General features: G+C 61.2%; 17 protein-coding genes and 1 pseudogene. 7 read left to right on the top strand and 11 right to left on the bottom strand.

The window, feature by feature from the left end; genetic code table 11:
* The first annotated feature begins 16 nt into the window (after positions 1-16).
* The 3 genes from D3242_RS13540 to D3242_RS13530 all read left to right on the top strand — a co-directional run bounded on the left by D3242_RS13540 (position 17) and on the right by D3242_RS13530 (position 2822).
* Positions 17-1291 carry an NRAMP family divalent metal transporter gene (locus D3242_RS13540; protein WP_064982152.1) on the top strand — a complete coding sequence of 425 codons (1275 nt, stop codon included), beginning with the start codon at positions 17-19 and terminating at the stop codon, positions 1289-1291.
* Between the two features lie 332 nt (positions 1292-1623).
* Positions 1624-2271, top strand: coding sequence for a BON domain-containing protein (locus D3242_RS13535; RefSeq protein WP_027047157.1), 648 nt, complete (start codon positions 1624-1626; stop codon positions 2269-2271).
* 146 nt (positions 2272-2417) lie between these two features.
* Positions 2418-2822: a host attachment family protein gene (locus D3242_RS13530; protein WP_027047156.1), complete on the top strand. Its 405-nt coding sequence runs from the start codon at positions 2418-2420 to the stop codon at positions 2820-2822.
* 292 nt (positions 2823-3114) lie between these two features.
* Here D3242_RS13530 and D3242_RS13525 read toward each other — a convergent pair whose 3' ends face one another.
* Both D3242_RS13525 and D3242_RS13520 read right to left on the bottom strand, forming a co-directional pair.
* The gene (locus tag D3242_RS13525) at positions 3115-3939 is read right to left on the bottom strand and encodes a universal stress protein (RefSeq protein ID WP_064982151.1); all 825 of its coding nucleotides are present in this window, start codon (positions 3937-3939) and stop codon (positions 3115-3117) included.
* An 87-nt stretch (positions 3940-4026) separates the two neighbouring features.
* The gene (locus D3242_RS13520; RefSeq protein ID WP_064982149.1) at positions 4027-4560 is read right to left on the bottom strand and encodes a flavin reductase family protein; all 534 of its coding nucleotides are present in this window, start codon (positions 4558-4560) and stop codon (positions 4027-4029) included.
* 384 nt (positions 4561-4944) lie between these two features.
* Here D3242_RS13520 and D3242_RS13515 point away from each other — a divergent pair, with 384 nt between their 5' ends.
* From D3242_RS13515 to D3242_RS13500, 4 genes are all read left to right on the top strand, one after another.
* Positions 4945-5355: a hypothetical protein gene (locus tag D3242_RS13515; RefSeq protein WP_019859869.1), complete on the top strand. Its 411-nt coding sequence runs from the start codon at positions 4945-4947 to the stop codon at positions 5353-5355.
* 96 nt (positions 5356-5451) lie between these two features.
* Complete coding sequence (locus D3242_RS13510; protein WP_019859868.1) at positions 5452-5832, top strand: c-type cytochrome; 381 nt, start codon at positions 5452-5454, stop codon at positions 5830-5832.
* Between the two features lie 81 nt (positions 5833-5913).
* Positions 5914-6216: a hypothetical protein gene (locus tag D3242_RS33490; protein ID WP_155772685.1), complete on the top strand. Its 303-nt coding sequence runs from the start codon at positions 5914-5916 to the stop codon at positions 6214-6216.
* A gap of 90 nt (positions 6217-6306) precedes the next feature.
* Positions 6307-6816: a hydrolase gene (locus D3242_RS13500; RefSeq protein ID WP_064982147.1), complete on the top strand. Its 510-nt coding sequence runs from the start codon at positions 6307-6309 to the stop codon at positions 6814-6816.
* A gap of 11 nt (positions 6817-6827) precedes the next feature.
* Here the strand turns inward: D3242_RS13500 and arcC are convergent, their stop codons facing one another.
* From arcC to D3242_RS33910, 9 genes and pseudogenes are all read right to left on the bottom strand, one after another.
* Entirely contained in the window at positions 6828-7730 is a 903-nt protein-coding gene (gene arcC, locus D3242_RS13495; RefSeq protein ID WP_064982145.1) for a carbamate kinase, read from the bottom strand.
* Position 7731: 1 nt separating this feature from the next.
* Positions 7732-8733: an ornithine carbamoyltransferase gene (argF, locus tag D3242_RS13490; protein ID WP_019859864.1), complete on the bottom strand. Its 1002-nt coding sequence runs from the start codon at positions 8731-8733 to the stop codon at positions 7732-7734.
* A gap of 11 nt (positions 8734-8744) precedes the next feature.
* Positions 8745-9959, bottom strand: a complete 1215-nt coding sequence (locus D3242_RS13485; RefSeq protein ID WP_064982144.1) for an arginine deiminase — start codon at positions 9957-9959, stop codon at positions 8745-8747.
* A gap of 10 nt (positions 9960-9969) precedes the next feature.
* Complete coding sequence (gene arcD / locus D3242_RS13480) at positions 9970-11439, bottom strand: arginine-ornithine antiporter (protein ID WP_020628959.1); 1470 nt, start codon at positions 11437-11439, stop codon at positions 9970-9972.
* A gap of 112 nt (positions 11440-11551) precedes the next feature.
* On the bottom strand, positions 11552-12796 hold the full coding sequence (locus D3242_RS13475) for an MgtC/SapB family protein (protein WP_064982216.1): 1245 nt from the start codon (positions 12794-12796) through the stop codon (positions 11552-11554).
* A 93-nt stretch (positions 12797-12889) separates the two neighbouring features.
* A complete protein-coding gene (locus D3242_RS13470) occupies positions 12890-13339 on the bottom strand; it encodes a pyridoxamine 5'-phosphate oxidase family protein (protein WP_064982142.1) in 450 nt (149 codons plus the stop codon).
* Between the two features lie 11 nt (positions 13340-13350).
* Positions 13351-14064: a phosphoribosyltransferase gene (locus tag D3242_RS13465; protein ID WP_064982140.1), complete on the bottom strand. Its 714-nt coding sequence runs from the start codon at positions 14062-14064 to the stop codon at positions 13351-13353.
* Between the two features lie 3 nt (positions 14065-14067).
* Positions 14068-14532, bottom strand: coding sequence for a DUF2267 domain-containing protein (locus tag D3242_RS13460; RefSeq protein WP_081295956.1), 465 nt, complete (start codon positions 14530-14532; stop codon positions 14068-14070).
* A gap of 46 nt (positions 14533-14578) precedes the next feature.
* Positions 14579-14726: pseudogene (locus D3242_RS33910) on the bottom strand (5-aminolevulinate synthase); the annotation flags it as partial.

Raw genomic sequence — 14726 nt, 5'->3', positions numbered from 1 at the left:
TGAGGGGAACCATTCGATGGAACCGCCGGACGCATCGGCTACCACGCGCCGACCCTACAGCTTTCTCGGAAGCTTAGGCCCAGGCCTAATCACCGGCGCGGCTGATGACGATCCAAGTGGTATCGCCACCTATAGTCAGGTGGGCGCGCAATTCGGCTACTCGCTCGCATGGACCATGCTCTTCAGCTATCCGCTGATGGCTGTAACTCAAGGGATCAGTGCCGGGATCGGCGCGGTAACCGGCCAAGGTATCGCGCGCAATCTGCGTCGGCACTACTCTCCCTGGCTGCTGCGTTTCGCCGTCCTTCTGCTGCTTGTCGCCAACGTTATCAACATTGGCGCCGACCTCGGCGCGATGGGAGCGGCGCTTGAATTGATCATAGGTGGCCCGCAATATTTGTATGCGGTGTTGTTCGCGCTGGCGTGCATCTTCCTAGAAGTCTTCGTGAGCTACCGACGCTACGTCACGGTGCTTAAATGGCTGACCCTGTCCTTGCTTGCCTATGTCGCGGTGGTGCTGTCGGTTCACGTGCCGTGGGGCACGGCGCTCTATGGCACGCTGGTTCCGCAGATCGCCTTCGACGGCGATCACGCCATGGCGCTGGTTGCCGTTCTTGGCACGACAATCAGTCCTTACCTCTTCTTTTGGCAAGCCGGGGAGGAGGTCGAGGAGCAGCACCGGCAACATCGTCAACGACTGGGCGCCAACTCTCACGCTGCCGGGCCGGAGCTGTCGCGCATCCGGGGCGACACACTTTTCGGAATGGGCTTCTCCAACCTGGTGGCCATTGTCATCATTATAGCCACGGCGGCAACGCTCCATGCCAACGGGATCACGCAGATCCAAACCTCATCGCAGGCGGCCGAAGCGCTCAGGCCCATCGCCGGGGAGTTTGCGTTCGCCATTTTCGCCGCCGGCATTATCGGCACGGGCATGCTTGCCATCCCCGTGCTTGCGGGCTCCGTCGCCTATGCAGTCGCGGAGATGTTTCGTTGGCCCGAAGGCCTCCATCGACGTCCCCGAGATGCCAAGGCCTTCTACGGCACGATTGCGGTCGCAACGCTGGGTGGAGTGATCCTGACTTTTGTCGGCATGGACCCCATAAGGGCACTTTACTGGAGCGCTGTCGTTAATGGGGTTCTGGCCGCGCCACTGATGGCAATCATGATGATGATTGCCACGAACCCCCGGATCATGGGTCACCTTACATTGCCGCGCTGGATGGTCTTCGGCGGAGCGCTCGCCACGGCGGTCATGGCCCTGGCCTCAATCGGCTTCTTCGTGCTGTGACAATTGCCGGTGAAGGCAAGGTAAAGGCCGAAATCACCAAGGCGCGTCTTCAGGACATCAACACGATCTTCGCGAACCTCAAGGCCGGCAAGGGCGAGGGACGGAGGATGCTTGATCTTTCTGAGCCCGTTCGCAAGCCGGTGGCTGAATGCAAGGCCGTTCCCGCTTGACGAAAGTCGGCTGCGCGCAGCGCGCCTCCAACCGATGGCACCGTCGCAGACAGCAGGGCGAGCGAAAGTCGGCGACTGTTGAGCCAGATCAATGCGTCGCTCTGTCGAGGATGCTGTGTTTTGGGTGGGGGTGAAAAGCCCCCATACAAAAGGAGACGGATCATGACGGATTTAACATTGCGTCAGAACATTCTCGATGAGTTGGAGTTCGAGCCGAGTATCGACGCCGCCCACATTGGCGTCGCCGTGGAAGATGGCATCGTCACCCTCACCGGACATGTTTCTTCCTACTGGGAAAAGACCACCGCCGAAAATGTGGTCAAGCGAGTCAAGGGCGTGAAGGGTATCGCCGAGGAAATCGAAGTCCGGCTGATTGGACAGAAGGGGACTGCGGACGACGAGATCGCCAGGCGTGCGGTCGATGCGGTCACCTGGAATGTGTCCATCCCGAGGGACAAGGTGCAGGTCAAGGTCCAGGACGGCTGGATCACGCTGACCGGGAAAGTTGAATGGCAATACCAGAAGAACGCGGCGGCCGAGGCTGTGCGCGGGCTGGCCGGTGTCGTTGGCGTGGCCAATCAGATCGAAATCACCCCACGTGCCTCGGTACCCGACGTCAAGAAGCGCATCGAGGATGCGCTGAAACGTGATGCGGAAGTCGAAGCCCAGGCGATCCGCGTCAATGTGCGGGATGGCAGGGTGACGCTTGAAGGCAAGGTCAAAGCCTGGTCCGAGCGCCAGGCAGCGGAACGTGCCGCCTGGTCGACGCCGGGCGTCCGGATGGTGGAAGACCGGATTGCGATTGTCTGATGGTTCGACATGGTCGGCGCGGCGGCTCAAGCGGCCGCCGGGTCGATAGTCCGAGGCACGCGCCACCGCGAAGTGCATCTGGCGGTGAAGACCGCGGCCAATGATGGCGAGGCAACGCCTTCGATCTATGTCAAAGGAGAAACAACATGATTATGACCACTGGCACGCTGGTCGCGGTAACCGACGGCGAGAAGTTGCGCCTGTTTCGCAACAAGGGCCACGAACCCCAGATCGATCTGGTTGAGTTGGGCGAGCCGACGCTTCAAGCGGCCAACACCGGCTCGGGCGGTCGCCACCGCAGTTCCACCGCCAATCCCGACGACTCTCGTCTGCGGGAAGATGATTTTGCCGCTGCCGTGGCCGAGTATCTCAATCGCGAGGCGCTCGCGGGAGCGTTCGAGCATGTGGTGGTGGTTGCCGATCCGCGCACGCTGGGCGAACTGCGCAAGCACGTCGAGCCTTCGCTGAAAGCGAAACTGGCGGGTGAACTCGGCAAGGATCTCGTGAAGCACTCAGTCGAAGCCATCGAAAATACGTTGGCGGCGGCTTGAGCAATCCGCACAGCCAGGCTGCTACCGACGACCGCCACGGGCGGTATGGATGCCTCGCGCTGCCTAAGATTGGTTGGGAAGGGCACTGCCGGCGGCGGCCGAGATTGTCGCCAGTGGTGCTAGCGCGAAATCTTCAGTCAAGAGCGCCGCGGTAGCGCCGGAACCCCGATGGCCAACAGCTCCTGCGCTAAAGGAGGGAGAAGTCCGACCCAAAGAAGACGAGAAACTGTCCAGTGATCAAGGGAATTCGCAGTACAGGACCATCGTCGCTGGAAGTTGCTACGCTTCGGCGTCAGTTCGACATAAGCCGATTGAGCCAAACCTCATCCAACAGCGAACGGGTAACTCCGCCAAACACCCATTCCCTTAGTCGGCTATGCCCGTAGGCGCCCGACACGACTAGGTCTGCTTTGACGGAAGCCAAGAAGTCTATGAGTCGATTTCCTTCCTCTTCCGACTTTAGAATTTCGGTTCGCGCTTTTATGCCGTGCCCAGCGAGGAAGCTGGAGACGTCCTTGATGCCGTCTCCAATCCAATCATCCGGATTGGTATCAACCGCCACCACAGTGACTTCATTGGCTATGGCCATCAGTGGCACCGCATCCGCCACGGCGCGCCTTGCTTCGCGCGTGTCCTTCCAGGCGACGACGACCTGGCCAAGTGGCAAGCTCGCCGCGCCACGGGCGGCGACCAGCACAGGTCTACCGGCGCGCAGCACCAAACTGCCCGGATCAGCCATACGGTAGCCGTCACCCGTAGATGCGCCCAAGGAGGCGCCAGTGACCACAAGGTCGGCAAGAAGAGAGGCTCTGGCGAGGACGTGATCTGGGTTCTCGACCGTTTCACGCCATTCCGCCTTGACCGTTCCGACGACGAGCTCGTCGAACTTGGAGTGCCGATCATTCAGCCTTTGCCGGATTTCGTTCCTCGACTGCTCCCAAATCTCTGCGGCAATCGCTGCGCCCTCCGGCGCCATCGTCACCGGCATTGGAGCGTCGGCGGCGCAGAAGCCAATCAGCTTTGCATCGAAACGTTCGGCAAGTTCGATGCCGAACCGCGTCAGCGGTTCGACTGAGCCATCAATGCCAAGGTTCAAGAGAATGGATTTATAGCTCATCGGGCGCTTCCGGTTCGAGAGTTTCGGTGCACCGAAGCTAGTTTTGCAGGAACGTTCTCACCTTGATGTCGATCAAAATGTAGCGGCTCAGGGGATGCAGGATTCGAAATGGACCACTTCGCCGTCCACAACGAAGGCGCCATTTCCGATGTGATGGATCGTCTTCGGTTTCGGTTGAACCGGGTCGATCCAGGCTTTCAGGACCTCGAGGACAAACAGGTTATATCTGTTCACCAGGCGTGTATCGACGACCCGGCATTCGAGATTGGCGAAGCATTCGGCGATCAGGGGAGCCGAAACGCGCTCGGCGGGAAGCGGCGTCAGCCAGGCTGTCGCGAACTTGTCAATCTCGCGTCCGGAGCAGTTTCCAACCTTGACGACTTTTTCTGCGAGGCCAATGGCAGGGATGGCGATCACGCATTCCTTGGTTTGACGCAAGGCGAAGAAGGAGAAGTCGTCGCTCGATACGACGCAGGCCATGGTCGGCGGCGCGATCCTCGTCATCATGTGCCAGGACATGGTCATGACGTTCGCGCGGCCCTGTTTTGACCTGGTTGTCAGGAGGACAACGGGACCAGGCTCGATCAGCCGATAGACTTCGGCAAGCGGCAGTTCCTTCATCGCGTCCTCGTTTCTGCCTTTTACAAGGCAATTGTTCCGGCGATGTCGTGACAGGCAATGCCCTTTGTCGCCTTGATCAATGTCAAAGGCGGGAAGCGGGGACGAGAAGGGGAATCCAGGAGGTCGACGCAGGTTTGCGCCTAGCGGGCGATTGATCGGGATCAATGCATGCCGGAATTGACCTTGCGATGTTCGATTAGAGCCACACGAGGATCAGTTCATGTCCGCTGGAGGCATTCTCTTTTGGGGCATCCTGCTTTGCCTCGTTTGGATCGCCGGGGTCGGCATCTACTTCGAAATGGCGTCTTCCAAGAGACGCAAGCTCGGTGCGGTGAGTCATGGCTTTGGCCGCCGCTCAAGGCCGCGCCATCCAAAGATGAGACAGTGAATGCCGAGATCGAGGAGGCCATCATGATTTGGAATGCGGAAGAATTCTGCGCGCCGGAATTGTCCCTGTCTGTCAAGGCAGGGCAGAAGCTGTTGGAGGCGACCACCGCGCTGCAGATGCATTCCATCAAAGCGTTGTTCCGCTGCCAGATTGAAGCTGCGTCCTTTCTTCGCCGGCGATTTTGGGACGATCTGAAGCTGATCGAAACGCTGAGGGATAGCGATGAATTCGCCGATAGCTTCGACGTGTTCGCCAATTTTTGGCAGAATGCCGCATCCGACTATCTGAAGGAGGTGGGCGAGTTCGCGTGCATCGGCGCCAAGCTCGCGATGGAGACGGCCGGACAAGTCCGTAAAGAGGCGGATACGGCGATCGACGACATGGCAGCGGCAACCCTGACGCCCTGAAGTGTTGCAATCAAACAAGAAGGCGAAATCGATAGCTGGACGAACTGAGGTTCCGATCAGTCGTCTGCGTATCGTGGAGGAAGCGCTCATTGGCGTTTGAGCCAAGTCAAGGCGCTGCATATCTTGATGCTGTATGCGACGACTATGAAACGCAAAACGCTGTTGAAGATTTTCATCGTTGCGCCCATGCTCGCGGGTACGCCGGCAGCTTGGGCAAACGACAATCTCCAGGTTTCCCATGGCCGGAGGATAGTGGAAGCGAACTGCGCACGGTGCCATGCAGTCGGTCGGACTGGCGTCAGCTCACATCCGGACGCACCGCCTTTTCGCATGCTGCATCTGCGCTACCCGATCGAAGACTTGGAGGAGGCGCTGGCGGAGGGGATCTCGACTGGTCACCCGGACATGCCGGAGTTTGTCGCCGATCCCCAGCAGATCGGGGCGATCGTCGCCTACATCCGGACGCTTGACCGTTGATTTGGCTGCCGCGTTCGACTGAAATCCGAAAACCAGTCCTGGCAATCCGAGGGGCTTGTTCTCGAGGATTCCTCAGAATGTATGCGCAACGTCGTGATCGTCAAAGGGATAGAAGTGGGCCGCCTTCAACGTCAACGGGACGTCATGGCCCTCGATGAGCACCTTGACCCATTGGTCCCCGAAATCGTCTTGCCAGGAGTCGGTAACGCGACATCTTGCGGCGAGGTCCATGCCAATCTCTATCTTTTCGGTTCTCTTTGCCATCCTGAACTCCTGTCGTACCAGCGCGATCTGCCAATCGCGATCTGCCCTTTCAGCGTCTTTCGCGCTGACCATATCAACATGGTCAATCTGTTTAGCCGGGCCGCCGCGGACTGGCATTGATGCGCATCAATTGCAGATCTGGCGGCGTTGATCGTGATCAATGACGTTCGGGCGCTCGGCTGATCTTTTGTCGCGCATCGGGAGACCACTATGCGCACCAACGAAACACCGCATTACGATGCCAGCGTGAACACCACGGGTTGCTGCCCCAAATTCAACCCGGGCGGCTGGGACGATCAGGAGTTGCACTTCAAAGACAAGCCGTTCGTGAGGGCGACAACCCATAGCGTCCTGCATGTTCCAGTGAACATGGGCAGCGTCTTTGCCCGTGTCAGCGAGCATATCGACGGCGCCGGCGCTTCTGCCGAAGGTCAATACATTGTCCTAAGCCGCGATCTCTCGCCGTGGACGAGCGAGCATCTTTTCTCGGTTTCGAAAGCCGTGCCCGAGGAGGAAATGACCAGGCTGACAGGCGACTTCGTCACCAAATTGTTCGAGGGGGCGTTCGAGCAGGTAAGGGGCTGGCACGAGGAAATGCTTGAACTCGCGCGCCAACGCAACCCCAAGGCCAGCGACGTGTATTTCTTCTACACGACCTGCCCGAAATGCGCCGCGGCGTACGGCAAGAACTACGTTGTCGGAGTAGCCAAGATTTCCTGAGCCCGGCGAGGCTAGGGCTCGAACCAGGTGCCCTGACGCCGCTTGACGATCTCCGCCGCGTCCTCGAGCCGGCCGATCGCCGAGGGATTGCCCGTCGCCTGGACGAACTCGATTGCCGCACCGATCTTGGGTCCCATCGAGCCGGCGGGGAAATCCTTTCCCGAAAGTTCAGTTGCTCCGACATTGCGCAGTGCGCGGGCATCCGGCGTGCCGTAGCCCACATAGACCGCATCGACATCCGTGAGCATCAGCAGCATATCGGCCTTCAACTGGCGCGCCAGCAGCGAGCTGGCTAGGTCCTTGTCGATGACGGCTTCGACGCCGACCATAGCGCCATCGTCGCGCGCGACAACGGGCACGCCGCCGCCGCCCGTGCAGACGACGATGACGCCATGGTCGACGAGGAAGGAGATGACGGATGCCTCCAGAATCTCGATCGGGCGGGGCGAGGGCACGACCCGGCGCCATTTATCGCCATCGGGCGCTATGCACCAGCCGCGCTCTGCTGCGAGGTGCCGCGCTGTCGCTTCGTCATAGACCGGGCCGATCGGCTTTGTCGGACTGGAAAATGCAGGGTCGTACGGGTCGACTTTCACCTGTGTCAGCAGTGTAGCGTAAAGTCTGTGAGAGGCGAGGTTGGCGAGTTCCTGTTCGATCATGTAGCCGATCATGCCGGCGCTCTCCGCGCCGAGAACATCGAGCGGGAACGCGCCGCCAGGCGAGGCCGCCGACTGGAGCGCAAGCAGGCCGACCTGCGGACCGTTGCCATGCGTGATCACGAGCGAATGGCCCTCGTCAATCAGTGCGGCCAGGGCGGAGGCGGCACGCTTCACGTTCTTGCGCTGATTTTCGGCGGTCATCGGTTCGCCGCGCCGCAACAGCGCGTTCCCGCCGAGCGCTGCAACGATCAGCATCTCAGTTGCCGATCGTGGCGACGAGCAACGCCTTGATCGTGTGCATGCGGTTCTCCGCCTGGTCGAAGACGATCGAGGCACCGGACTCGAACACCTCGTCGGTCACCTCCATGCAGTCGATGCCGAATTCGCGCGCGATATAGGCGCCGACTTCGGTCTCGGTGTCGTGGAATGCCGGCAGGCAATGCATGAATTTCACATGCGGATTGCCGCTGGCCGCCATCATTTCCTTCGTCACCCGGTAGGGCGTCAGAAGACGGATGCGCTCCGGCCAGCCGGACTTGTCCTCGCCCATCGACATCCAGACGTCGGTGTAGATGAAGTCGGCATCCTGGACGCAGCCCTTCATGTCTTCATCGAGCCGGAAGCGGCCCCCGCTGCGCTCGGCGAGTTCCTTGACATGGTCACGGAATTCCTGGTCGGGCCAGAGCTCCTTCGGCGAGGCGATGCGCATATCGATGCCGACCTTGGCGGCTCCCAATGCCAGCGAAAGGGCGACATTGTCGCGTCCCTCGCCGACGAAAGCGACGGTCATGTCCGACAGATGCTTGTGCGTGAACTCGCGCATCGTCATGAAATCGGCGAGGATTTGCGTCGGGTGCGCTTCGTCGGTCAGGCCGTTGTAGACGGGCACGCCGGCGTGCGCCGCCAGCATTTCGGCCTGGTGCTGGGCAAAGCCGCGATACTCGATGGCGTCATACATCCGCCCGAGCACGCGGGCGGTGTCCTTCATGGATTCCTTGTGCCCGATATGGCTACCGGACGGACCGAAATAGGTGACGTGGGCACCCTGATCATAGGCCGCCACCTCGAAGCCGGTTCGTGTGCGCGTCGAGTCCTTTTCGAAGATGAGGGCGATGTTCTTGCGAACCAGGCGCGGTATCTCATGCCCAGCCTGCTTGGCGGCCTTCAGATCGGCGGCCAACTTCAGAAGGAAGCGGATTTCTTCGGCCGAAAGGTCATCCAGTGAAAGCACCGAGCGGCCATGCAGGTTGATCGACATTGGATATCCTTTCAGATCGGGTCGCGTGCAATGGGGCAGGTCATGCAATGACCGCCGCCGCGGCCGCGGCTGAGTTCGGCACCCTCGACGGTGATCACCTCGATACCCGCGCGCCGCAGAAGCGTGTTGGTGTAGACATTGCGGTCGTAGCCGATGACGACGCCCGGCTCGACCGCGACGACGTTGTTGCCGTCGTCCCACTGCTCACGCTCGGCCTCGTAGCGGTCGCCGCCGGTGGCGATGATGCGCAGCGATTTCAGGCCGAGCGCTTCCGCCACAACCTTTGTGAAGGGGGCGTTCTCTTCCCTGACCTCGACCGCCGCATCGCCGTCTCCGGGCCGGATCGAGAAGGTGCGCAGCCTGTCGACCACGGGCGGATACATGGTGGCAAGGTCCCGGTCGCAGAAGGTGAATACGGTGTCGAGATGCATGAAGGAGCGGTCGCGCGGCATCAGCGCCGCGATGACATGCGTGGCTTCGCCGGCTGCGAACAGACTGCGGGCCAGATCACCGACCGCCTGCGGGGTGGTGCGCTCTCCCATCCCGACGAGAACGACGCCCCCGCCGACGGGCATGACGTCGCCGCCTTCCAGGCTGATACCTGTTCCTGCCTGGGGCGATACGAACGGAATGCCGCTGTCCCGGAAATGCGGGTGGAAGCGGTAGACCGCCTCGACATTGGCCGCTTCCGGTCGCCTGGCAGGCCAGTACATGGCATTCACGGAGACAGAGCGGTAGATCCAGCAGGAGCTGTCGCGGGTGAAGAGCTGGTTGGGCAATGGCGGCAGGACGAAGTCCTGAGGCGCCAGCGTTCTTCCAGTCAAACCCTTGGGCTCGAACGGCAGCTCGGCGCGAGCGATGCCGCCTATCAGACAGGTTGCCAGCAGGCCGGCCGACATCTCGTCCAGCCAGCCCCGCATCTCGTCGACCATGTCGAGGCCGACCACGCCGGCATGCACCCGGCGATCGAGAAGCCAGTCGCGGGCCTTGCCGATGCCCATCGTCTCGGCGAGGAGCTCGCCGAACGAATGCACCGCCACGCCGCGCTCACGCAAGGCATCGACGAAGACGTCATGCTCCTGGCGCGCCCGCTTCACCCACAGCACGTCGTCGAACAGCAGCGACTTGCAGTTGTCCGGCGTCAGCCTGCGCAGGCTGAGATCCGGCCTGTGGACCATCACCTCGCGCAGGCGACCGACTTCCGAATGAACCCCCAGATTTGCCATGGGACGGCTCTCAAAGCGCGCTGACGGCGCCGGTCCACATCTCGTAGACGGCAAGGATTGCGACAGCGACGAGCGCGACTGCGATGACGGCCTCCACCGGGTGGAAGGCACGCTGATTGGCCTCGCGACGGGCCCAGACGTAGAAGATGATGCCCGGCGCATAGAGGATGGCGCACATGAACAGATACGCCGGTCCCGCGGCATAGACGAGCCACAGGCCGTAGATAGTGGCCAGAACGCCGGCAACGAGCGGTCCCGTTCGGCTTTCGCCGCTTTGATAGCTTTCCCCAGTCAATGCCAACTTGGCGGCAAAGGCGCCCGAGAAGATGTAGGGGACGAGAATTGCCGCCGAGGCGATGTAGAAAAGCGCCTGGTAGGTGCTCTGGGCAAAGAGTGTGATCACCAGGAAGGCCTGGACAAGCAGGTTGGTGATCAGCAGGGAGGTCGAGGGAACGCCGCGTTCGCTCTCATGGCCGAAGAATTTCGGCATTGTACCGTCCTTGCCGGCGACATGCGGAATCTCGGCGGCAAGCAGGGTCCAGCTCAGGAACGCGCCGACGACCGAGACGACCAGCGCAAGATTGATGAGCACGGCGCCCCAGGGCCCGACAACCGCTTCCAGCACGCCCGCCATCGAAGGGTTCTTCAGGGCGGCCAACTCGGGTTGGCTGAGGATGCCGAGCGAAAGCAGCGATACCAGCGCATAAAGCGCGAGACACGTGAAGAAGCCGAGCACCGTCGCAGTCGCGATGTCCTTGCGGCGCTCTGCGCGTGCTGAGAACACGCTGGCGCCCTCGATGCCGATGAAGACCCACAGCGTCACCAGCATCGTGCTCTTCACCTGAGCGGCGATCGTACCGAGAGAGGCGTTGCCGAGCCCTGTGAAGTCGAGCGACCAGACACTGAGCTTGAAGGCTACCGCGACGACGCCGACAAAGAGGACGACAGGAGCAATCTTGGCGATGGTCACGACAGTGTTGACGATCGCAGCCTGGCGAATGCCTGCAAGAACGAGGAAATGAATGATCCACAAAAGGATCGATGCGCCGAGCACCGCCTGCCAGGTATTCCCGTCACCGAAAGCGGGGAAGAAATAGGACAGCGCGCTGAAGACGATTACCGCGTAGGACACATTGCCGACCCATGCGCTGATCCAATAGCCCCAGGCGCTGTTGAAGCCGATGAAGGGGCCGAAGCCGGCTTTGGCATAGGCGTATGGGCCGGCATCGAGTTCGGGCCGACGCACCGCCAGCGACTGGTAGACGAATACCAGCGCGAGCATGCCGGCGGCCGTGACGGTCCAGCCGATCAGGATAGCAAGCGGACCAGCGCCGGCCGCCATATTCTGGGGCAGGCTGAACACACCCGAGCCTACCATCGAGCCGATGACGAGCGCGGTTAGCGATCCCAGTCGCAGCTTGGTCGTGGCCGGACTGGCAGATTCTTCCCGCATAGGGATATCGAGGTCTGTTGTGGCCATGAGGCCCTCCCACCTTTGGAATGATAGGAGCAGTTCAACAGGAATGGGGCCTGGCAGCCTTGACGCCGGTCAAATCTGGATTGGCCCCGGAGCCGACCGCAAATCGCGCCCCCTAGAGGAACCGCATGGTGCAATAGCCCGCAGTCGCAGCGGTCAAGGTCATGCCGGCCAGCGGTAGCCAGAATTTCACCGGCCCTGCGGACATCGCCAGGCACAGGCGTCCAATGGCGTTCGCCATCAGCGCCGTCAGCACGGCTTGCCCGATGGTTTCGATGGAAATCGAGTGCTTGGCCAGCCGCAAGGCGCTGAGCACCGAGGCATCGACATCAAATGCACCCGCGATCGCGGAACTCGCCAGCAGGCCCTGTTCCTTGAATTGGAGTGCCAACGCGGCGCTCGCTGTCGAGGCGAATGCGAACAGGAGTGCAAAGATCAGCAACGGCATCAGTTCGAATGGATTGCGCGTCGCGCCAGGGCTTTCCGGTTTTTGCCCAGGGATTGCCAATGCGATTGCTCCGCAGACGCCGAATGTCAGCGCCGCGGCGAGCGCGGGTAAGGCGATGAACGCGGTCACGCCCGGGGCCAGTATCAGAACCACGAGGCAGACACGCAGGATCGAGACCATCGCGGCCAGCGAGGCCGCGCCTGACAGGGACAAGGAATTGTTCGACGCGCTGGCAGTACGAGCCAGTGACAAGGTGACGGCAGTTGATGACACGACTGCACCGGCAAGCGCGCTCACAATCAAACCGCGGGCGTTTCCGAGGACACGTACGGCGACGTAACCAGCGAACGAAATTGAGGCCATCAGCACCGTCAGGAGCCAGATCTCCCGCGGGTTGAAGCCTTCCCATGGGTCAAACGTGCGGTTCGGCAGCAGGGGCAGGATTATGGCGGTCATCACCGCCAGGACCAATGCCGAGCGAAGCTCGATCCAGGTCAGGCGTTTCAAAAGCCCATGCAGGATTTCGCGGCTGGCGAGTAACGTCGCCAGCGCCGTGCCGCCCGCGGCGGCCACGCGAAAATCGCCGGCCACGCAGAGCGCGCCAAGGGCAAACACAGCCAGGCCCGCGATAACGGTCGTGACACTGAAATCCTCATCGTGCGCGGCTTCGCGTGCCTTGTACCAAGCGAAGATCCCGGCGAAGGCGAGGAAGCCGGCAATCAAGACGGAAATCGCATTGAGCGCTTCGGCCAACGCCGCGATAATGCCGCCGAGAAGTCCCGCAATGCCGAATGTCCGAATACCCGCCGTGCGGCTATGAGCCGGCGCGTCGCGCTCCTGCCAGCCGCGCTCCAGGCCGACGAGCAACCCGATCGCCAAAGCGACGCCAAGTTGGACTATGAGAGAGTCCATGGTGGGCATGCCCTTGGCCGGATTGCGGATGCATCCGGCCGGTGTCGACCAGCAGTCATACAGCCTGCTTTCCGCCATGCGCGCCGCGCCAAGTCAAGCCTCCATCGCCTCACGGCCCGAGACTTCCACGATGAATATCCTGAAGAACACATGCGGGAGATGTTCGGCGACCGAGGACGTAGCCGGCTTGAGCGCGCCAGGCTCCCACCAGTCGGTGTGCCTGCTCAGCAATGACCATGCGTGATCAAGTTGCACCTTGTGACCGATCCGGTCCGGAAGTTCCTCATACCTGCCATTGACGATGACGCTCTTCCAACCTCGGGCAGCGCCATGTTCGTCGACCTGCACGGACACGAGCGGATTGGCGCGCATCCAGTCGATCTTCTTGCCCGGCATGGAAAAGGCATAGAGGTGGTTGTCGGCATGGGCGTAGTAGAAGGGCACGGTATAGGGTTGCCCGTCCTTCGCGCAGGCAAGGCGGCCGACGCGATTGGCCGTCAGCATTTTCGTGCATTCCAGAGTCGAAAGCGTGCGGATCTGCATCGGTATAACTCCTAAGTGCCGGCTTTGTGCCGCGATTTGCCCGCGGCGTTTGCGCCGGAGTGTCTTCTTTCGGCAACATGGCGCCGATCCTCGCGCGCCATAGCCATCATCTCAAGGACCTCGCTGTCGGAGAGCTGCGGAAAGCTGCCATAATAATAGCCGAGCGCTCGAAATCGGGCAGGCTGAATGAGACAGATCGTCAAATCTGCTTCCTGCGCCAGCTCTTCCACGGTCTCCGGCGGCGCGACAGGAAGTGCGACGACGATCTGTCGCGGCGACCGTCGCTTCAACGCCCGGATGGCCACTTTCATCGTCGTTCCGGTCGCCGCTCCGTCGTCAACGACAATCGCGGTTTTGCCGGCCACCGACTGGGGCAGCTCTTTTCCGCGAAATATTTCCCGACGCCGCTCCAACTCCGGCCGTTCCTGCGCGATCAAAACACGTAATGCGCTGTCGCCGAGAGCGTAGGCCTCCACGATCTCACGGTTAAGAACGACGTCCGGCGGGTCTCCGTCCACGATGGCGGCCACCGCCAGTTCCGGATTGCCAGGTGCTCCGACTTTTCGAACGATCATCAGATCCAGCGGTGCCTTCAAGACCTTGGCAATCTCGGCGGCGACGGGAACGCCACCGCGTGGCAAGGCCAGCACGATGGGATTCCTCAGCTGAAGCGCCTCCAAAGAGGCTCCGAGCTTCTGTCCAGCGTCCTGCCGATCGCGAAACATCGCTCATCCCTCCGGCCAGAGTTGGCGCAGCGACTTCTTCATCGAGTTTCGGACCTGGACGATTTCGCCATGCGAAATGTGACGGTCGAGAAGTAGGAACACCGCACCAATAGCCTTGTCGACGTCGATCTCCGGCTCGTAGCCAAAGCTGTCGCGAACGCAAATGACGAAGTCGCGCTTCTTGCGTTCCCACGCCGGTTCGGCCGGGTTCCACCCTTCGAAATAGATGCCTCTGATCAACGTCGGCAACTGGGCGGACAGATCGGCCATTTCTTCAGGCGAGAGCCAGTCGCGCAAGGTGTGCAGGACGGCCTTCAACAGCCGGAACGCGCTTTGTTCGTTCCAGTCCAGATCCTTGGCGAGCTCGTTTACCCATTGCTGGGCCTGCTCGGCGGCATGTGTGATTGAAGCGTGCGAAACAGAATGTGTCATGGCTGCGATCCTTGAACGTGGTTCCTTCTCCTCCATTGGAGCTTCGCGCATTGCGCTGGACCAAAGTTCGACGTCGTCGATTTCAGCCGCCCGACGTTGCCGTCAGCAGCGGAACGATCCGGTCGCTTTTGGCGACCGAGGGCCGTCCCGCCGAGCCGTAGGGAATGCCGAGCGCGTCCCATGTCTCGACCAGCGCGTCCTGCAGTCCAGCGATCAGCGCATCCGAATGG

It is taken from the genome of Mesorhizobium jarvisii (assembly GCF_003601985.1).
GTDB lineage: Bacteria > Pseudomonadota > Alphaproteobacteria > Rhizobiales > Rhizobiaceae > Mesorhizobium > Mesorhizobium jarvisii.
The sequence above is the reverse complement of the archived record's forward strand: the minus strand, read 5'-3'. Positions and strand labels throughout refer to the sequence as shown.

Bases quoted from the DNA above. Each gene is read 5' to 3' on its own strand.
- D3242_RS13535 (WP_027047157.1), top strand. From the start codon at position 1,624: ATGACGGATTTAACATTGCGTCAGAACATTCTCGATGAGTTGGAGTTC.
- arcC (WP_064982145.1), bottom strand. From the start codon at position 7,730: ATGCTGATCGTTGCAGCGCTCGGCGGGAACGCGCTGTTGCGGCGCGGC.
- D3242_RS13525 (WP_064982151.1), bottom strand. From the start codon at position 3,939: ATGAGCTATAAATCCATTCTCTTGAACCTTGGCATTGATGGCTCAGTC.
- D3242_RS13470 (WP_064982142.1), bottom strand. From the start codon at position 13,339: ATGCAGATCCGCACGCTTTCGACTCTGGAATGCACGAAAATGCTGACG.
- D3242_RS13530 (WP_027047156.1), top strand. From the start codon at position 2,418: ATGATTATGACCACTGGCACGCTGGTCGCGGTAACCGACGGCGAGAAG.
- D3242_RS13460 (WP_081295956.1), bottom strand. From the start codon at position 14,532: ATGGAGGAGAAGGAACCACGTTCAAGGATCGCAGCCATGACACATTCT.
- D3242_RS13485 (WP_064982144.1), bottom strand. From the start codon at position 9,959: ATGGCAAATCTGGGGGTTCATTCGGAAGTCGGTCGCCTGCGCGAGGTG.
- arcD (WP_020628959.1), bottom strand. From the start codon at position 11,439: ATGGCCACAACAGACCTCGATATCCCTATGCGGGAAGAATCTGCCAGT.
- D3242_RS13520 (WP_064982149.1), bottom strand. From the start codon at position 4,560: ATGAAGGAACTGCCGCTTGCCGAAGTCTATCGGCTGATCGAGCCTGGT.
- D3242_RS13500 (WP_064982147.1), top strand. From the start codon at position 6,307: ATGCGCACCAACGAAACACCGCATTACGATGCCAGCGTGAACACCACG.
- D3242_RS13475 (WP_064982216.1), bottom strand. From the start codon at position 12,796: ATGGACTCTCTCATAGTCCAACTTGGCGTCGCTTTGGCGATCGGGTTG.
- argF (WP_019859864.1), bottom strand. From the start codon at position 8,733: ATGTCGATCAACCTGCATGGCCGCTCGGTGCTTTCACTGGATGACCTT.
- D3242_RS13465 (WP_064982140.1), bottom strand. From the start codon at position 14,064: ATGTTTCGCGATCGGCAGGACGCTGGACAGAAGCTCGGAGCCTCTTTG.
- D3242_RS33490 (WP_155772685.1), top strand. From the start codon at position 5,914: ATGCGCAACGTCGTGATCGTCAAAGGGATAGAAGTGGGCCGCCTTCAA.
- D3242_RS13540 (WP_064982152.1), top strand. From the start codon at position 17: ATGGAACCGCCGGACGCATCGGCTACCACGCGCCGACCCTACAGCTTT.